This window comes from Methylobacterium sp. Leaf469, assembly GCF_001424745.1.
Taxonomy (GTDB): Bacteria; Pseudomonadota; Alphaproteobacteria; order Rhizobiales; family Beijerinckiaceae; genus Methylobacterium.
The window spans coordinates 78,946-94,978 of record NZ_LMRE01000034.1 but is presented as its reverse complement, the minus strand read 5'-3'; the positions used below and the strand labels follow the sequence as shown (position 1 = coordinate 94,978).

Below are 16,033 nucleotides of genomic sequence, written 5' to 3'. Positions count from 1 at the left end.
TCGAGAAAATCTCGGTCCCGTCCGGTTGAACGGAATCCGATGCGGGGCGTTTGAACGGTCAAGCTCAAGCCGAAGCGGTTGAGCGCGCCCCGGAGTTCCGTTCCATGACCTTGACCACCATCCTTCTCATCATCCTCATCATCGCGGTTCTCGGCGGCGGCAACTTCCTCGGCGGCGGCGCCTATCGCGGACAGAGCTTCGGCCTCGGCGGTATCCTCGTGATCATCCTCATCGTGCTGCTGGTGACCGGACGACTCTGAGCTTCCGAACCTCGTCTTGAGACACTAGCCAAGCGAGATCTTTGGGACTTGTCGGCGTATCGGCCCGAACGCGAAGCTCGCCGTTCGGGTCGCTGCGTTCAAGGCTGGCAGGTGATTCCGACCACGGCGCCTGCCAGCCGCGCAACGACGGTTCCGGACGGGCTGCTCCCAGCGGTCGCGGTCGTCACGCCGGCCGAAGTCAGGAACGCGCCGATCCGGTCGGCCGCAACCGTTCCGTACCGCGCTGGCGGCACCACCCCCGCCACCTTGCGCGGCGCGCTCGGATAGCTGGCAACGAGTCCGGAGAGCGCCCCGCTGGCGTCCAGGATCGGTGCCCCCCCGGCGCCCGGCTGAAGAGGCGCCTCGATTCGCCCGTCGCTCGCGAGAAAGCCGGGCGCCACCGCCACGGCGCCGTTCCCCTCCGCCCCCATCACCAGCACGGATCCCGAGGCCGTCGCGCCCGCCCCCTGCAGCGCCGGCGGAGCACCCGACTTCGACGGGCCCGACACATCCAGAAGCATCAGGCCGCCGTCGCGCATCGCGATGCGGGCGGCCCCACCGTTGACCCTTGGGATGGCGCAGCCGTCGACGGCGGCGGCACTCGTGAGCACACGACCCGGCGCCACCAGCAGCCCCGTCGCGAAGGGCGCGGCGGGACGGTCGATCAGGGGGGGCGGGATTGGAGCGGCGCGGGCGACCGGAGCCGCGGGCGCCGCGTCCGGGAACGGCACGAAGCTGTTGGCGATGGCGATGACGAGGCGGTCGAACGTCTCCGAGAGCGCTTTGTCGTAGCCCAGGGTCAGACCGCGCAGGCCGGCTTCCCCGGCGGCGTAGCGGATGTAGGACTTGCCCGCGGGTGTCTCGGCGGTGACCACGAGGAAGTCCGGCCGCTGAAGCTTGTACGTCACGCGGCGCTCGGGGGTCGGCGCAGTGAGGCGGGCGAACATCGCTTCGAGGCTCGACTCGCCGGGGGCGAACGACTTCGTCTCCACGGTGATGCGGCCATCCGCGCTTTGCCAGCGGGTGCCGCCCGGGATCGCTCCGCGCTTGGGCAGCAACCGCTCGGGCAGGCCCAGAACCGTGCCGCTCGCCGGATCGGGCTTGATGAGGAAGCCGGCCGCCGCGCGCGCGGCCGCACCGGCCTTGAGCAGCCCCGCGCGGCCGGTCGCGTCGAGGAGGCCGCCCCCGCCGCCCGTCCGGGCCCGGTAGGCGTTCAAGGCGTCGTAGGTGCGCTTCCCGAACGTGCCGGTGACGACGGCGTTGGAATCCCCCGTCCAGACCAGGGCGTCCTGGAGGGCCTTGCGTTCGGCTTCCGGCAACGCCTCGTACGCCGCCTTGGCCGCTTCGAAGGCCGGGTCGGGCGCAGCCGCCCGCGGAGGCGGCCCGGCGGGCCTCGGTGCCTGGGCCAGGGCCAGCGCCGGGGCGAGACCCAACACGACGCAGCCCATTCCCAAACCGGCCCGAACCCGTCGCACCATCGATCCGTGCCTCCGAAACGCGGGATGGAGCTTGGCAGAGGCGCCGCGTGAATTCCAGGGCGTCGATCCCGGATTGCGGGCGGGAGGCGAAGTGCTACGGTCCCGGCCCGGAGCGCCGTGCGGGCGGGGTCGAGTCGATGGGGTTGGCGATGGCGGGATCGACGGGGCACAGGCGCACGGCGCTCGTGGCAGCGGGCGCGTTCCTCCTCGCCGGCCTGTTCGACCCGCCTGCGCAGGCGCAGGCACCCCTGGGCCAACCCACCAGGACGGGCCTGAAGGCCCCGGCCCCCAAGGCCTTTCAGCGTGAAACCCTCGCCAGCGACGGCGTACGCCTCGAGGCCGCTCTCAAGGCCGAGGCCGGCCCGCCGCGCCCGGCCGCTCGGGCACGGGCCGAGGGCGCGGCCCTGATGGAGGCCGAAAAACCCCTCGAGGCGCTCAAGCCCCTCGGGGCCGCCGTCGCCGCCGAGCCGGGCAACCCCGAGAACTGGCTCGCCTACGCCCGTGCCGCGAGCGCCGTCGGCACCGGTGAGACCGGCGATTACAGCAGCCGGATGCGTCTGCGCCGCAACGCAAGGGCCGCCGCCTACGTGGCTTACCTGCGCGCGGCCACCGCCGCCGCCGAGGCCGAGGCGCTCGCCACCCTCGGCGAAGTCCAGGCCGCCGAATCCGAGTGGCGCCCGTCCCTGGAAGCCTACCGCGCCAGCCTCGCGCTCGCCGACGACGCGCAGGTGCGCGAGACCTACGAGGGGCTGCGGGCCGAGCACGGCTTCCGTGTCCTCGACTACAAGGTCGATTCCGATGCCGCCGCCCCGCGCGTCTGCTTCCAGTTCTCCGAAGGGCTGGCCGCGAAGACCGATTTCACCCCCTTCGTCGCCGTCTCGGGCGCGGCCAACGCCGCCGTCACGGGGAGCGGCCAGCAGGTCTGCGTCGACGGACTCAAGCATGGTGAGCGCTACGCCTTCGTCCTGCGCCAGGGGATTCCGTCTGCGGCCGGCGAGACCCTGCTGAAGTCGTTCGACTACGAGGTCTATGTCCGGGACCGCTCGCCCCAGGTGCGGTTCACCGGGCGCAACTACGTCCTGCCGCGCACGGGTCAGGCCGGGGTGCCCCTGATCTCGGTGAACGCAGCGAAGCTCGACGTCGAGGTCCTGCGCATCGGCGATCGCGGCCTGCTGCCTTCGCTCCGCTCGGAAGATTTCCTCTCCCAGCTCAACGGCTCGACGGCGAAGACCATCGCCGAGCAGAAGGGCCAGCGGGTCTGGAAGGGCGTGCTCGACACGGCCAAGGCCGAGCCGAACGCGGAAGCCGTCACGGCCTTCCCCGTGCTGCAGGCGGTGGGCAAGTTGGAACCCGGTCTCTACGTCATGCTGGCCCAGCCCACGGGCGTCGCCGGCGCGACGGACGAGGAGGGCGGCTACGAGCAACAGGCGACGCAGTGGTTCGTGGTCTCGGACCTCGGGCTGACGGTGTTCAAGGGCCGCGACGGGGTCCACGTCTTCGCCCGGTCCCTCGCGTCGGCGGCCGTGGTGGCGGGCGCCGAAATCCGGCTGGTGGCCCGCAACAACGAGGTCCTGGCGACCGCCAAGACCGACGCGCAGGGCCACGCCGCCTTCGCGGCCGGTCTCGCGCGCGGGGAGGGCGGGATCGCGCCGGGTCTCGTCGTGGCCCAGATGGGCGACGATTACGGCTTCCTCGACCTGAACCAATCCGCCTTCGACCTGACGGATCGCGGCGTGAAGGGCCGTCCCCAGCCCGGGGCCGTCGAGGCCTACGTGTTCCCCGAGCGCGGCGTCTACCGCTCGGGCGAGACCGTGAACCTCACCGCCCTCCTACGCGACGCCGTGGGCGTCGCCGTGCCCGACCTGCCCCTGACGCTCGTGCTCAAGCGCCCCGACGGCGTCGAGGCCCGCCGCGTCGCCGTGCCGGATGCCGGCCTCGGCGGGCGCTCGCTCGCCGTGCCCCTCCTGGCCGGGGCCATGCACGGCACCTGGCGGGTCTCGGCCTATACCGACCCCAAGGCGCCCGCCATCGGCGAGGCGAGCTTCCTCGTCGAGGATTACGTGCCCGAGCGCCTGGATGTGACGCTGTCGAGCGCGACCCCGAGCCTCGTCCGGGACGCGCCGGCCACCATCGATGTCGCGGCGCGCTACCTCTACGGCGCGCCGGGCTCGGGGCTCGAAGTCTCCGGCACCGTGCTGGTGCAGCAGGCGGCGGGCAGCGGCATCAAGGGGTTGGAGGGCTTCTCCGTCGGCCTCGACGACGAGCGGGTCGAAGCCGTCTCCCAGGAGATCGAGGCGCGGGCCACCACGGACGCGCAGGGGGCCGCCCGCCTCACCGTGCCGGTGCCGGCGCTTGCCGCCCCGCGCCCCACGGAGGCCCGCATCACCCTTCAGGTCGGCGAGCCGGGCGGCCGGGCGCTCTCGCGCACCCTCACCCTGCCGATCCTGCCCGAAGGCCCGGTGCTGGCGATCCGCAAGACCTTCTCGGGCGACCTGCCCGAGGGCGGCACCGCCGGCTTCGAGGTCGCCATGGCGGCGCCCGATGGCCGGCGCTTGTCCCAAGCGGGCGTCGCCTGGACCCTGCAGAAGGTCGAGAAGACCTACCAATGGTACCGCGAGGGCGGGCGCTGGTCGTTCGAGCCCGTCACCAGCACCCGGCGCATCGCCGACGGGAAACTCGATCTCGCGTCCGACACCCTCGGGCGGATCAATTCCGTGGTGAGCTACGGCACCTATCGCCTGGAGGCGAGCGTGCCGGGCCGGCCGCAGGCCACCGCGAGCGTCACCTTCACGGTCGGCTGGGGCGGGGGCGAGACGGCGGACGTGCCGGACCTCCTCGATCTGCGCCTCGACAAACCGGCCTATGCCACCGGCGAAACCCTGCGGGCCCGCCTTCAGCCGCGCTTTGCCGGTCAGGCGACCCTGGCGGTGGTGAGCGACAAGGTCCACGCCGTGCTGACCGTGGCGGTGCCGAGCGGCGGCACCACCGTCGACATCCCGGTCAAGCCCGAATGGGGTGCCGGCGCCTATCTCGTCGCCACCGCCTACCGGCCCCTCGACCAGGCGGCCAAGCGCCTGCCGGGCCGGGCCCTCGGGGTGGCGTGGTTCGCCGTCGATCCGGCGAGCCGCAGCCTCGCCGTCACCGTGGAGGCGCCCGCCAAGGTGCGGCCCCGCGAGACCCTCACGCTTCCGATCCGCCTCGCGGGCCTCGGCTCCGGAGAGACGGCCCGAGTCAGCGTGGCGCTCGTCGATGTCGGCATCCTCAACCTGACGCGCTACGAATCCCCCGATCCGTTCCGGCACTTCTTCGGTCAGAAGGCCCTCGGCCCCGAGATCCGCGACGTCTACGGCTACCTCATCGACGGCATGCAGGGGACGCTCGGCGCCATCCGCTCCGGCGGCGACGGCGGTGCGGCCGAACTCGCCGACACGCCCCCGACCCAGGCGCCCCTGGCGCTGTATTCCGGCCCCGTCACCGTCGGGCCCGACGGCCGGGCCAGCGTCAGCTTCCCGCTCCCGGCCTTCAACGGCACCGGCCGGGTCATGGTCACGGCCTGGAGCCGGTCGAAGGTCGGCGCGGCCCAGGCCGACGTGATCATCCGCGATCCCGTCATCCTCACCGGCACCCTGCCGCGCTTCCTCAACGTCGGCGACCGTTCGCGCTTCCACATCGCCATCGACAACGTCGAGGGGCCGGCGGGCGACTACACCGTCGATCTCGGCCTGACCGGTTCTGTGGTGGTGGGGGCCGAGGCCCTCCACAAGACCCTGCGACTGGAGGCGGGGGCCAAGGGGGCCCTGGTGATTCCCATCACCGCCGCCGGTCCCGGCACGACGCGCCTCGACGTGACCCTCACCGGCCCCGGCCTGCCGCCCGGCATCGGCCAGAGCTTCGCGCTCGGGATCGGCGCCGGCACCGGGCCCCTCGCGCGCCGCACGGTGCAGCCGCTCGCGCCCGGCGCGACCCTGCGGGTGACGGACGAACTCCTCGCCGACATCCTGCCCGGCACCGGGGCCGTCTCGGTCACGGCCTCGACGCTCGCCGGCCTCGACGTGCCGGCCCTGCTCCAGGCCCTGGAGCGCTACCCCTACGCCTGCTCCGAGCAGACCGTGAGCCGGGCGATGCCGCTTCTGGCCCTCAGCCGCGCGGCGCCCGGGGACCGGATGGGCGTCGACGACGCCGTGGACATCCGCATCCGCGAGGCCATCGACCGGGTGCTCGCCCGCCAGGGCTCGTCGGGCGAGTTCGGCCTGTGGTCCGTCGGCGGCCAGACCGATGTCTGGCTCAACGCCTACGTCACCGACTTCCTCACCCGGGCGCGCGAGCGAGGCTTTGCCGTGCCACCCACCGCCTTCGCCAGCGCCCTCGACAGCCTGCGCAACGCGGTGGCCAACACGAGCGAGGTCCGGGACGGCGGCATGGACATCGCCTATGCGGCCTACGTGCTCGCCCGCAACGGCCGACCGGTGATGGGGGATCTGCGCTACCTCGCCGACACCAAGCTCGACGCCTTCGCCACCCCCCTCGGGCGCGGCCAGATCGCGGCGGCCCTCGCCCTGCTGGGCGACCGGGGCCGGGCGGCCAAGGCCTTCGCCTCGGCGGTGACGGCACTCAAGGGGCCGGGACCCACGGACCGGCCGGATTACGGCTCGCGCCTGCGCGACGGCGCCGGCCTCCTGACACTGGCCGCCGAGACCGGGCTCGCCCGCGACGCGGTCCAGCCCCTGGCGACCGTCATCGCCGAGGAGCGCCAGGCGGGGCGCCCGACGAGCACCCAGGAGAACGCCTGGATGGTCATGGCTGCGCAGGGGCTGGCCAAGGATTCCGATGCCCTGCGCTTCACCATCGACGGCGCATCCGCGACCGGTGCCCTCGCGCGGCTCTATCGCGGCGATGCGCTGGCGGAAAAGCCCGTCGCCATCGTCAACGCCGGCACCACGACGGCGCAGATGGTGGTGAGCGTGATCGGCAACCCCATCGCGCCTGAGCCCGCCGAATCGCGGGGCTACGCCATCGAGCGGACCTATCACCGCCTCGACGGCAGCCCCGTCGATCTCGCGCAGGGCATTCGCCAGAACGACCGCCTCGTAGTCGTTCTCAAGGTGACGGAGGCCAAGTCCAGCCCCGGCCGCCTGTTGCTGGTGGATCGCCTGCCGGCCGGCCTGGAGATCGACAACCCGAAGCTCCTCGACGCCGATGCGCTCACCGGCCTCGCCTTCGCCAAGTCCGACGTGGCACCGGTGTACACGGCGTTCCGCGACGACCGGTTCGTCGCCGCCTACGAGCGGACGACCGAGCAGCCGGCGTTCTTCCGCGTCGCCTACACCGTGCGCGCCGTCTCGCCCGGCACCTACGTCCACCCGGCCGCCACCATCGAGGACATGTACCGGCCCGAGCGCTTCGGGCGCACGGGCTTCGGGTCCGTTGTCGTGAGCGCGAAGTAGGGCGATGACGCGCGAGGGTCCGCCCTTCGGTTCCTCAGCCGTCGAGGACGCTCACGCCTCCTCCACGGCGGGCGATGGCCGTCATGTCGAGGCGAGCGCGGGTCCCCTCTCCTGGAAGGAGAGGGACAGGGTGAGGTGTGTGACCTCTCCGGGGATGGACCACACCTCACCCCAACCCTCTCCTTCCAGGAGACAGGGCCTGTCGCGGTCCAGGCGATCGACGAGGACAGTTGCCGCGGGGCTGTTCGTCTTCTTTCTGACGACGGTCGCCATCGTCACCCTCGCCCTCGCCCTCTGGCGATTCGTCGCCATCCTCCCGCCCCTCGATCTGACGCAAGCCGGCTTGCGCTCCACCGTGGTCCTCGACCGCGACGGCGGACTCCTGCGCCCGTTCGCCACCGTGGATGGGCGCTGGCGCCTGCCGCTCTCCGCAGGGCAGGTCGATCCGCGCCTACTCGCCATGCTGACGGCCTACGAGGACAAGGGGTTCGACACCCATCCGGGCATCGACCCGGCCGCCACGCTCCGCGCCGCCGGGCAATGGCTGCGGCACGGCCGAATCGTCTCGGGCGGCTCGACCCTGTCGATGCAGGTGGCCCGCCTCGTCGAGCCCCGCGCCGCGCGCTCGCTTACCGCCAAGCTGCGCCAGATGGTACGGGCGGTGGAACTGGAGCGCCGCCTCGGCAAGGCGGGGGTGCTCGACCTCTACCTTGCGCTCGCCCCCTATGGCGGCCCGGTGGAGGGCCTGCGGGCGGCGAGTCTGGCCTATTTCGGGCGCGACCCGGCCCGGCTTTCCTTCGCCGAGGCGGCTTTGCTCGTCGCCCTGCCGCAGGCCCCCGAAGCGCGTCGGCCCGACCGCTTCCCCATGGCCGCCCGGCATGCCCGCGACCGGGTCCTCGACCGTGTGGCCGCGCAAGGGATCATCACGCCGGCCGAGGCGAAGGCGGCCAAGGCCGAACCCGTGCCGCAGAGGCGAAGGCCCTTCCCGATGCTAGCGGCCCACGCGGCGGAGGCGGCGGTCGCGGCCGATCCCACTTCGAGGAGCATCCGCCTCACCGTCGACGGGCGCCTGCAGGCGAGTCTCGAGGCACTGGCCACGGAGCGTGCCGCCGCCTTGGGGCCGGGCCTGTCCACCGCCATCCTGGCCCTCGACAACCGCACGGGCGCGGTGCTGGCCCAGGTCGGCAGCCCCGGCCACGGCGACGCCTCACGATCGGGCGCCATCGACATGACGGGGGCGATCCGGTCACCAGGCTCGGCCCTGAAGCCCTTCATCTACGCGCTGGCCTTCGAGCAGGGGATCGCCCATCCAGAGACCCAGCTCGACGACCGGCCCGTGCGCTTTTCCGGCGCCTACGCCCCCGAGAATTTCGACCTCGGCTACCAGGGTACGGTGACGGCGCGGCGCGCCCTCCAGCTCTCCCTCAACGTGCCGGCGGTGGAGCTGCTTCAGGCCGTCGGGGCGGCCCGCTTCATCGCCCGCCTGCGGGCGGCGGGGGCGCGCATCGAGCTGCCGCGCGACACCGCCCCGGGCCTGCCCGTGGCCCTCGGTGGCCTGGGCATCACCCTCACCGACCTCGCGCGGCTCTTTTCCGGGATGGCGCGCGGCGGTCTGGTGCCGCCCCTCCTGCGCCGCCTCGACGGTCCCGCCCTCGGCTCTCCCGATGCCCGCATCGCCGAACCCGTGGCGGCTTGGTACGTGGCCGATACCCTGGGGGGAGCCCCCCCGCCCGAGAACGCTCTTCCCAACCGCATCGCCTACAAGACGGGCACGTCCTACGGCTATCGCGATGCCTGGGCCGTGGGGTTCGACCGGCGCGTCACCCTGGCGGTCTGGGCCGGGCGCCCGGACGGCAACGCCGTGCCGGGCCTCGTCGGCCGGGTTGTGGCCGCCCCGGTCCTGTTCGACGCCTTCGCGCGCTTCGGTGGCGAGCCCGAGCCCGTGCCGCGTCCGGCCGACGCCTTGGTGACCACCAATGCCGGCCTGCCGCCGCCGCTGCGCCACCTCCGCCGCGACGCGGCGAAGACCGTCTCGGCGGCCCTGGGGGCCACCCTCAAGATCGCCTACCCGCCCGATGGCGCCCGGATCGATCTCGGTGTGCCGGACACCGGTTTGGAGGGCGATCTAGCGGGCAGCGCGCCTGACACGGAACTCCGTGCGAGCCTCGCCCTCAAGGCTCTGGGCGGTGTTCCACCCCTGACCTGGATGGTCGACGGCCTGCCCGTCGCCGGCGGTGCCCGGCGCCAGGCCGCGTGGCGCCCCGAAGGCGCCGGCTTCGCTCGCATCTCGGTGATGGACGCCAGCGGGGCTTCCGATTCCGTCATGGTGCGGATCGAGTAGGCCACCGTCGGGGGCCGGCGCGCTTCCGCCGGGACCACCGCTCTCGACCCGGTTCCGGCCGTTGCGCTTGGCCGCGTAGAGGGCCGCGTCGGCCGCTCGCATGAGTCCGTCGAGGTCGTGGCCGCAGGCCTCCGTCGTCGCCAACCCCACGCTGACGCTGACGTGCAGGTCCGGCAGGGTCGGCACGGCGAGGCTCGCGACGGCCCGGCGCACCATCTCGGCGCGGGCACGCGCATCCTCGGTTCCGGTCAGCAGGCAGGAGAACTCCTCTCCGCCCATGCGGCCGAAGATCGTGCCGGGGGGCACCAGGGCACCGGCGGTGTGGCAGAATCCGACGAGCACGGCGTCGCCGACGGCATGGCCGTAGGTGTCGTTGATGCGCTTGAAATGATCGAGATCGAACAGCAGCAGGGTCGCGGTCCGGTTCGAGCGGCTCAATGCCGACTGGGCTTCTGCCACGAAGGCCCGTCGGCTGGCGATGCCCGTGAGCGGATCCGTGTCGGCGGCGAGGCGCTGCAGCCGCTCCGCGCGTTCCTTCGTGAGTGCCATGAACACGAAGGCCAGGGCCAGGGTGAACAGCATCCCGAGGCAGGCGAGGATGGCGAACGCACTCGTCTGCAGGGGATGCACCCCCACGGGTTGGGGCGGGATGAGGAGGGCTATGGGAACGCGCACGGCGTACATCCCCCCATAGGCCAACAGCAGAAAGACGGCCGGGTAGCGGGAAACCAGGGGCTCGGTTCGCTTCTTCCAGATCAGGGCCGCCATGGCGAAGCAGAAGCTCGCGGCCATGCCGGAGGCCAGGACGATGCGCGCCGGAACGGAGGCGAAGAAATCCGGCACCAGGCATGCGCCGCTCCACAGGGCGACGCAGAGGATCACCGGCCGGGGGCGCAGGCGCCGCCCTTCGAAGGCGAGGATACCGTTCCAGATCATCCCATACGCGCCGATGATCAGGGCGTTGGCGAGCCCGATGGACAGCGGATCCGAGATCAGTCCGCGCAGGGCGAGGAGCGCCGAGCCCACGCCGCCGACGAGGTGGGCGAGCCCCCAGATCGCCAGGGCGTGCATCCGTCGGGCCTGGCTCCACGACAGAAGAAACAGGATCCCGACCGTGAAAGTCAGGATGACCGTTACCAGGAGCAAGGTCGGGGCATCGAGCCGCATCGATCAGTTCCAAGCCGCAAGGCCTTCGCCTCCAAGCCACGAGGCTTTCGACTGCCTTCGCATGCACGAGCAGGTTGCGCAGCGCAATCGTGAAGACGCTCGATCTACCTTCGCGAAAACAAAGCAACGGTGCCGACTCGGCTCCTTTCCCGAGAGATCACGAGAATGTCATGCCGATACGGTGAATGCGCTTTCCGTGGCGAAACACGCAGGCATCGAATGCCGCCTCATGCCTGGACTTCGGTGATCAGGTCCCGGATCCGAACGGCCAGGGACTCCATGACGAAAGGCTTGGTCAGCACCTGCATGCCCGGTTCCAGGGTGCCGTTGCCCAGCACGGCGTTCTCGGCGTAGCCGGTGATGAACAACACCTTGAGGCCGGGGCGGACGGCGCGGCCGGCATCGGCCATTTGCCGGCCGTTCATGCCGCCTGGCAGGCCGACATCGGTGACGAGGAGGTCGAGGCGCACGTCCGAGCGCAGGACCTTCAGGCCCGCCGCCCCGTCCGCCGCCTCGATGGCCGTGTAGCCGAGATCCTCCAGGACTTCGGTGACCAGCATGCGCACGGTGGGTTCGTCGTCGACGATGAGCACCGTTTGGCCCTGCTCGGCCCGGGGCGCATCGGCGAGATCGGCCGGCGTCTCGGCAGCCTCGGCCTGTCCGTAATGCCGCGGCAGGTAGAGGCACAGGGTCGTGCCCTGTCCGACTTCCGAATAGATTCGGACCTGCCCCCCCGACTGGCGGACGAAACCGTAGATCATCGACAGGCCGAGACCGGTGCCCTCGCCCAGGGGCTTCGTCGTGAAGAACGGGTCGAAGGCGCGCGCCGCCACCTCGGGCGTCATGCCCGTGCCCGTGTCGGTGACGCACAGGGACAGGTACTGGCCGGGCTCGAGATCGCGCTCGCGGGCGCCGCGCGTGTCCACCCACGTGTTGGCGGTCTCGATGGTGATGCGCCCGCCCGCCGGCATGGCGTCGCGGGCGTTGATGCACAGGTTGAGGAGGGCGTTCTCGAGCTGGTTCGGGTCGACGAGCGCCGTCCACAGGCCGGCTGCGCCCACCACCTCGATGGTGACGGCCGGGCCGACGGTGCGGCGGATGAGCTCCTCCATGCCGGCGACGAGGCCGTTGATGTTGGTCGGCTTCGGGTCGAGGGTCTGGCGGCGCGAGAAGGCCAGCAGGCGGTGCGTCAGCGCGGCCGCGCGCTTCGAGGCGCCCTGGGCCGCGTTGATGTAGCGGTCGAGATCCGTCAGCCGCCCCTGGCTCATCCGGGTCTGCAGCAGTTCGAGGCTGCCGGAGATGCCGGTCAGCAGGTTGTTGAAGTCGTGCGCGAGGCCGCCGGTGAGCTGTCCCACGGCCTCCATCTTCTGGGCTTGGCGCAGGGCTTCCTCGGTCTGGCGCTGCTCGGTGATGTCGCGCCCGACGATGTAGAAGTGGTCGCCGCCGGGGGCCGCATTCCACATGACCAAGCGCTGGCGGCCGTCCTTGCAGAAGATCCGGTCGACGAAGCCCGTGACCGTTTCGCCCGCGGCGAGGCGCCGGACCACGGTCGCGGTCTCGGCGTGGTCCGCCGGATCGATGAGGACGAGGAAAGGCTGCGCGAGAAGCTCCGTCTCGGACCAGCCGAGGGTCCGGCTCCAGGCCGGATTCACGGCCTTGAGGTAGCCATCGAGGCCGGCCGTGCCCATCAGATCGTGGGTGGTCTCCCAGATGCGGTCGCGCTCGCGCGTGCGGTGCTCGACCTGATCGGCGAGGCGGGCGTTGAGGCGGGTGAGTTCGGCCGATGCGGTACGCTGATCGTCGATGTCGGTGTTGGTGCCGACCCAGCGGACGATGCTTCCGTCATCGGCGCGGATCGGTTCGGCGCGCACCAGGAACCAGCGATGGACCCCGTCCCCGCGGCGGATGCGGAACGAGGTCTCGTAGGGCGTACCCGAAGCGAGCGCCGCGCCCCAGCTCACGACCACGCCACCGAGATCGTCGGGATGGATGATGCTGCCCCAGGCCGCCCCGTCGAGCTCGCCCGGCCCCGCGCCGCTATAGGCGTAGACCTGCGCGTTGAACCAATCGAGGTGTCCTTCCGCCGTCGCCGCCCAGACGTGGTTGGGCACGGCCTGGGCGAAGGCGTGGAACTGCGCATCGCTGGCGCGGCGGGCGGCTTCGGCACGCACCCGCTCCGTCGCGGCCCGGACACGCTCGGCGACCTGGCGGATGAACGCCAGTTCTTCCGCCGGCCAGGCGCGCTCGGTGGCGTGGTTGAGATAGAGCAGGGCGACAAAGCCGCCATGCTCCGTCAGAGGCATGTTGACGAAGGACCGGGCCGAGATCGCCTTGAGCGCCTCGGCCGTGGCGGCGGTACGCGGATCGGTCTCCGCATCGACGCAGATGACGGTCTCGCCGCGCTTGAGGTCCTCGATATACGAGCCGTAATCGCGAAACCGCAGGATGCCGGCGAGGCTGGTGATGCCGGGTGCATTCCAGTCGCGCTCGATGGCGATGGTTTCGGTGGCCCGGTCGATGGTGCCGTAGCCGGCGCGGCTCACCCCGAGGGTTCGCCCCAAAATCTCCGCCGCCACGAATGCCATCTGGGCCGTATCGTCGAGGTCGCGCAGGCGGTCGCCGAGGTCGGACAGCGCCAGGCGCCGGCTCTCCGCGGCGTGGCCCTCGCCGATATCGACCACGATGACGAAGAAGGTCTCGACCGTTCCGGCAGCGTTCCGGCGCGGCACGTAGTCGATGGTACAGGGCCGGCGCCGGCCGCCGCCATCCGGCAGAAACCCGGAGACGGTGATGGCCTCGCCCGCAAGCGCCCGGTCCATGAACGGACGACGCTCGGCGAACGCCGCCTCGCCGAGGACGTCGCGGACGTGGGCCCCCGTGAGACCCTCGGCACGGCGCCCGAACCACGTCTCGTAGTGCCGGTTGTTGAAGCGGTACCGGTAATCGGGCCCGATCTGGGCGACCAGGGCGGGAAGGGCGTCGGACAGGAGCCGGAGATCCCCCGTCTCCTGTCCGAGGGGCGACTCGCTCACGCGTGTCACCTCGGCCTCGAGTTCGCGCACGCGACGGCGCAGGGCCTCGATCTCCGTGTCGCCCCGCGCCGAGGCGGCTTGTCCGGATGGATACGCGTGCGGAAGATCTGCGCCCGAAGCTGTGGTCACCGGCTCAACCGGCGCGCAGTTCGTCGGCGAGGAAGGCCCGCACGTCGCCGGCGTCGATGCCGGGCGCGATGAAGCTCTGGCCGATCCCGCGGGCGAGGATGAAGGTCAGGGCCCCGTCGCGGACTTTCTTGTCCTGGGCCATGGCGTCGAGGAGGGCATCGGCGTCGCCGCAACCGCCCGGCACCGCCCCGAGGGTGGTGGGCAGGCCTGCGAGCGCGAGGTGGTTGGCGACGCGGCCCGCATCCTGGCCCGGACACAGGCCGAGGCGGGCCGAGAATCGGAACGCGAGGGCGAGGCCGATGGCGACGCCCTCGCCGTGGACGAGGCGGGCGGACTCGTACCCCGTCAGGCGTTCGAGAGCGTGGCCGAAGGTGTGGCCGAGGTTCAACAGGGCGCGTTCGCCGTCCTCGCGCTCGTCGCGCACCACCACGCCGGCCTTCGCCCGGCAGCAGATCGCCACGGCTTCGTCGCGCTCCGGGCCGCCGGAGAAGAGACCGGCCCAGTTCGCCTCGCACCAGTCGAAGAACCCCGCATCGGCGATGAGGCCGTACTTCGCGACCTCCGCGTAGCCGGCGCGCATCTCGCGCTCCGAGAGCGTGTCGAGGGTACCGGTGTCGGCCAGCACTAGGCGCGGCTGATGAAAGGCCCCGATGAGGTTCTTGCCGAGGGGCGAATTGATGCCGGTCTTGCCGCCCACGGACGAATCGACCTGGGCGAGGAGCGAGGTCGGGGCCTGAACGAAGCGGACGCCGCGCCGGAGGGTGGCGGCGGCGAAGCCCGCGAGATCGCCGACGACCCCCCCGCCCAGGGCCACGACGATGTCGCCGCGCTCGACCTTGTGAGCGAGGAGCCCGTCGCAGACCTCCGCGTAGGTGGCGTAGCTCTTCGAGGCTTCGCCTGGCGCCACGGTGACGAGGCCCGCGCGCAGGCCCGCCGCCTCTAGGCTCGCGCGCAGGCGGTCCGCGTAGAGAGCGGCGACGTTGGAATCCGTGACGATCACGGCAGCCCGTGCGCCGAGGGCTGCGATGCGCGTTCCGGCTTCGTCCAAGAGGCCCCGGCCGATGAGGATGCTGTAGGCACGGCCCTGGTCGAGGGGGACGTCCACCGTCAGGCGATCGGTCACTGGGCGGCGATTCCTTGCGGGTCGTGTCTTTGGGCGGGGCGCCCGCTCAGATGGGCGTCGAGGGCTTCCATCACGTCCTGCACCACCCGATCGTGGGCGACGTCGCGGGAGAGGACCACCACGTCGGCACCGGCGTAGACCGGATGCCGGAGTTCCATCAATCCGCGCAGGGTCTCCTCGGGGTCTTCGGTCTGGAGGAGGGGGCGGCCGCCGCGCTTGCGCACCCGACGCATGAGCACGTCGAGCTCGGCCTTGAGCCACACGGAGACGCCGCGCTCCGCGATCCGCTCGCGCGTGCTCGCCCGCATGAAAGCGCCCCCGCCCGTGGCGAGAACGAGGGGGCCCTCGCGCATGAGCCGGGCGATCACCCGCTCCTCGCCATCGCGAAAGCTCGGCTCGCCGTAAATGGCGAAGATGTCCGGAATCGTGAGCTTGGCCGCCGTCTCGATCTCGATGTCGGCATCCCGGAACATCAAGCCGAGGCGCGAGGCCAAGCGTCGCCCGACCGTGCTCTTGCCGGCTCCCATGAGGCCGACGAGCACGATGGATCGATCGCCCAGGGCACGGCGCAGGCGCAGTTCGATGGGGTCGCCCGGGGGCGGGGTGCCCTGAGGCTCGGCTTCGGTCATCGGTTTCTTCGCATCGTTGCGCCGGTCTTAGCGCGTTTTGCGAGGCGGGCGAAGCGGTGCGCGTGCGCGCCGCACGAAAACCCCGGGGCTGGTCCGGTCCCGCCACGGTGCGCCGGCTCCGGCGAATGCGGCGCACCCTGTGGCCGGGAAGTCATTGCCAAGGCGCGTCCTGCATGGTGCAACCGATGACTTTCATTGCGCACTCCGCGCCGCATTTCCCCTCACGCCCCGCGACCGAGGTTCGTCCGAGTGCCGACCCTGTTCCGTTTCCTCGCCACCCTCGCCATCCTGGGTGGGCTCGCCTTTGCGGGCCTGTTCGCCCTGGCGACTCTGGTGGTGCCGACACCGCGCGAGATGAGCGTGACGATCCCCGCCTCGAAGCTCCAGCCGCCGGGCCGGTGAGCGCGGCGTCATCCCCGGAAGAGTCCTC

At 71.7% G+C, this 16,033-nt stretch carries 8 protein-coding genes and 1 pseudogene; 4 read left to right on the top strand and 5 right to left on the bottom strand.

Translation table 11 applies throughout. From position 1 onward, the window contains the following. Nucleotides 1–104 precede the first annotated feature (104 nt). On the top strand, nt 105–260 hold the full coding sequence (locus tag ASG60_RS22880) for a DUF3309 domain-containing protein (RefSeq protein WP_156369003.1): 156 nt from the start codon (nt 105–107) through the stop codon (nt 258–260). A 98-nt stretch (nt 261–358) separates the two neighbouring features. Here ASG60_RS22880 and ASG60_RS14545 read toward each other — a convergent pair whose 3' ends face one another. After that, nucleotides 359–1,696, bottom strand: a complete 1,338-nt coding sequence (locus ASG60_RS14545) for a serine protease (protein ID WP_244476682.1) — start codon at nt 1,694–1,696, stop codon at nt 359–361. Between the two features lie 191 nt (nt 1,697–1,887). Here ASG60_RS14545 and ASG60_RS14540 point away from each other — a divergent pair, with 191 nt between their 5' ends. After that, nucleotides 1,888–7,182, top strand: a complete 5,295-nt coding sequence (locus tag ASG60_RS14540; protein ID WP_056386341.1) for an alpha-2-macroglobulin — start codon at nt 1,888–1,890, stop codon at nt 7,180–7,182. A 154-nt stretch (nt 7,183–7,336) separates the two neighbouring features. Further along, nucleotides 7,337–9,523, top strand: coding sequence for a penicillin-binding protein 1C (gene pbpC, locus ASG60_RS14535; RefSeq protein ID WP_082531769.1), 2,187 nt, complete (start codon nt 7,337–7,339; stop codon nt 9,521–9,523). A 54-nt stretch (nt 9,524–9,577) separates the two neighbouring features. Here the strand turns inward: pbpC and ASG60_RS23545 are convergent. The 4 genes and pseudogenes from ASG60_RS23545 to ASG60_RS14520 form a co-directional block, all read right to left on the bottom strand. After that, a pseudogene (locus tag ASG60_RS23545) lies at nt 9,578–10,072 on the bottom strand (GGDEF domain-containing protein); the annotation flags it as partial. A gap of 845 nt (nt 10,073–10,917) precedes the next feature. Next, nucleotides 10,918–13,851 (bottom strand): PAS domain S-box protein, encoded by a 2,934-nt coding sequence (locus tag ASG60_RS14530; RefSeq protein WP_056386339.1) that lies wholly within the window; start codon nt 13,849–13,851, stop codon nt 10,918–10,920. 4 nt (nt 13,852–13,855) lie between these two features. Beyond that, nucleotides 13,856–14,974 (bottom strand): 3-dehydroquinate synthase, encoded by a 1,119-nt coding sequence (aroB, locus tag ASG60_RS14525; protein ID WP_056268120.1) that lies wholly within the window; start codon nt 14,972–14,974, stop codon nt 13,856–13,858. Further along, on the bottom strand, nt 14,971–15,603 hold the full coding sequence (locus tag ASG60_RS14520; RefSeq protein WP_056176774.1) for a shikimate kinase: 633 nt from the start codon (nt 15,601–15,603) through the stop codon (nt 14,971–14,973). The genes aroB and ASG60_RS14520 overlap by 4 nt, the downstream gene beginning before the upstream one ends. Before the next feature lie 249 nt (nt 15,604–15,852). Here ASG60_RS14520 and ASG60_RS23540 point away from each other — a divergent pair, with 249 nt between their 5' ends. Continuing rightward, on the top strand, nt 15,853–16,005 hold the full coding sequence (locus ASG60_RS23540) for a hypothetical protein (protein ID WP_056089629.1): 153 nt from the start codon (nt 15,853–15,855) through the stop codon (nt 16,003–16,005). The last annotated feature ends 28 nt before the right edge of the window (nt 16,006–16,033 follow it).

Bases quoted from the DNA above. Each gene is read 5' to 3' on its own strand.
- ASG60_RS14520 (WP_056176774.1), bottom strand. From the start codon at position 15,603: ATGACCGAAGCCGAGCCTCAGGGCACCCCGCCCCCGGGCGACCCCATC.
- ASG60_RS14540 (WP_056386341.1), top strand. From the start codon at position 1,888: ATGGCGGGATCGACGGGGCACAGGCGCACGGCGCTCGTGGCAGCGGGC.
- ASG60_RS22880 (WP_156369003.1), top strand. From the start codon at position 105: ATGACCTTGACCACCATCCTTCTCATCATCCTCATCATCGCGGTTCTC.
- pbpC (WP_082531769.1), top strand. From the start codon at position 7,337: ATGGACCACACCTCACCCCAACCCTCTCCTTCCAGGAGACAGGGCCTG.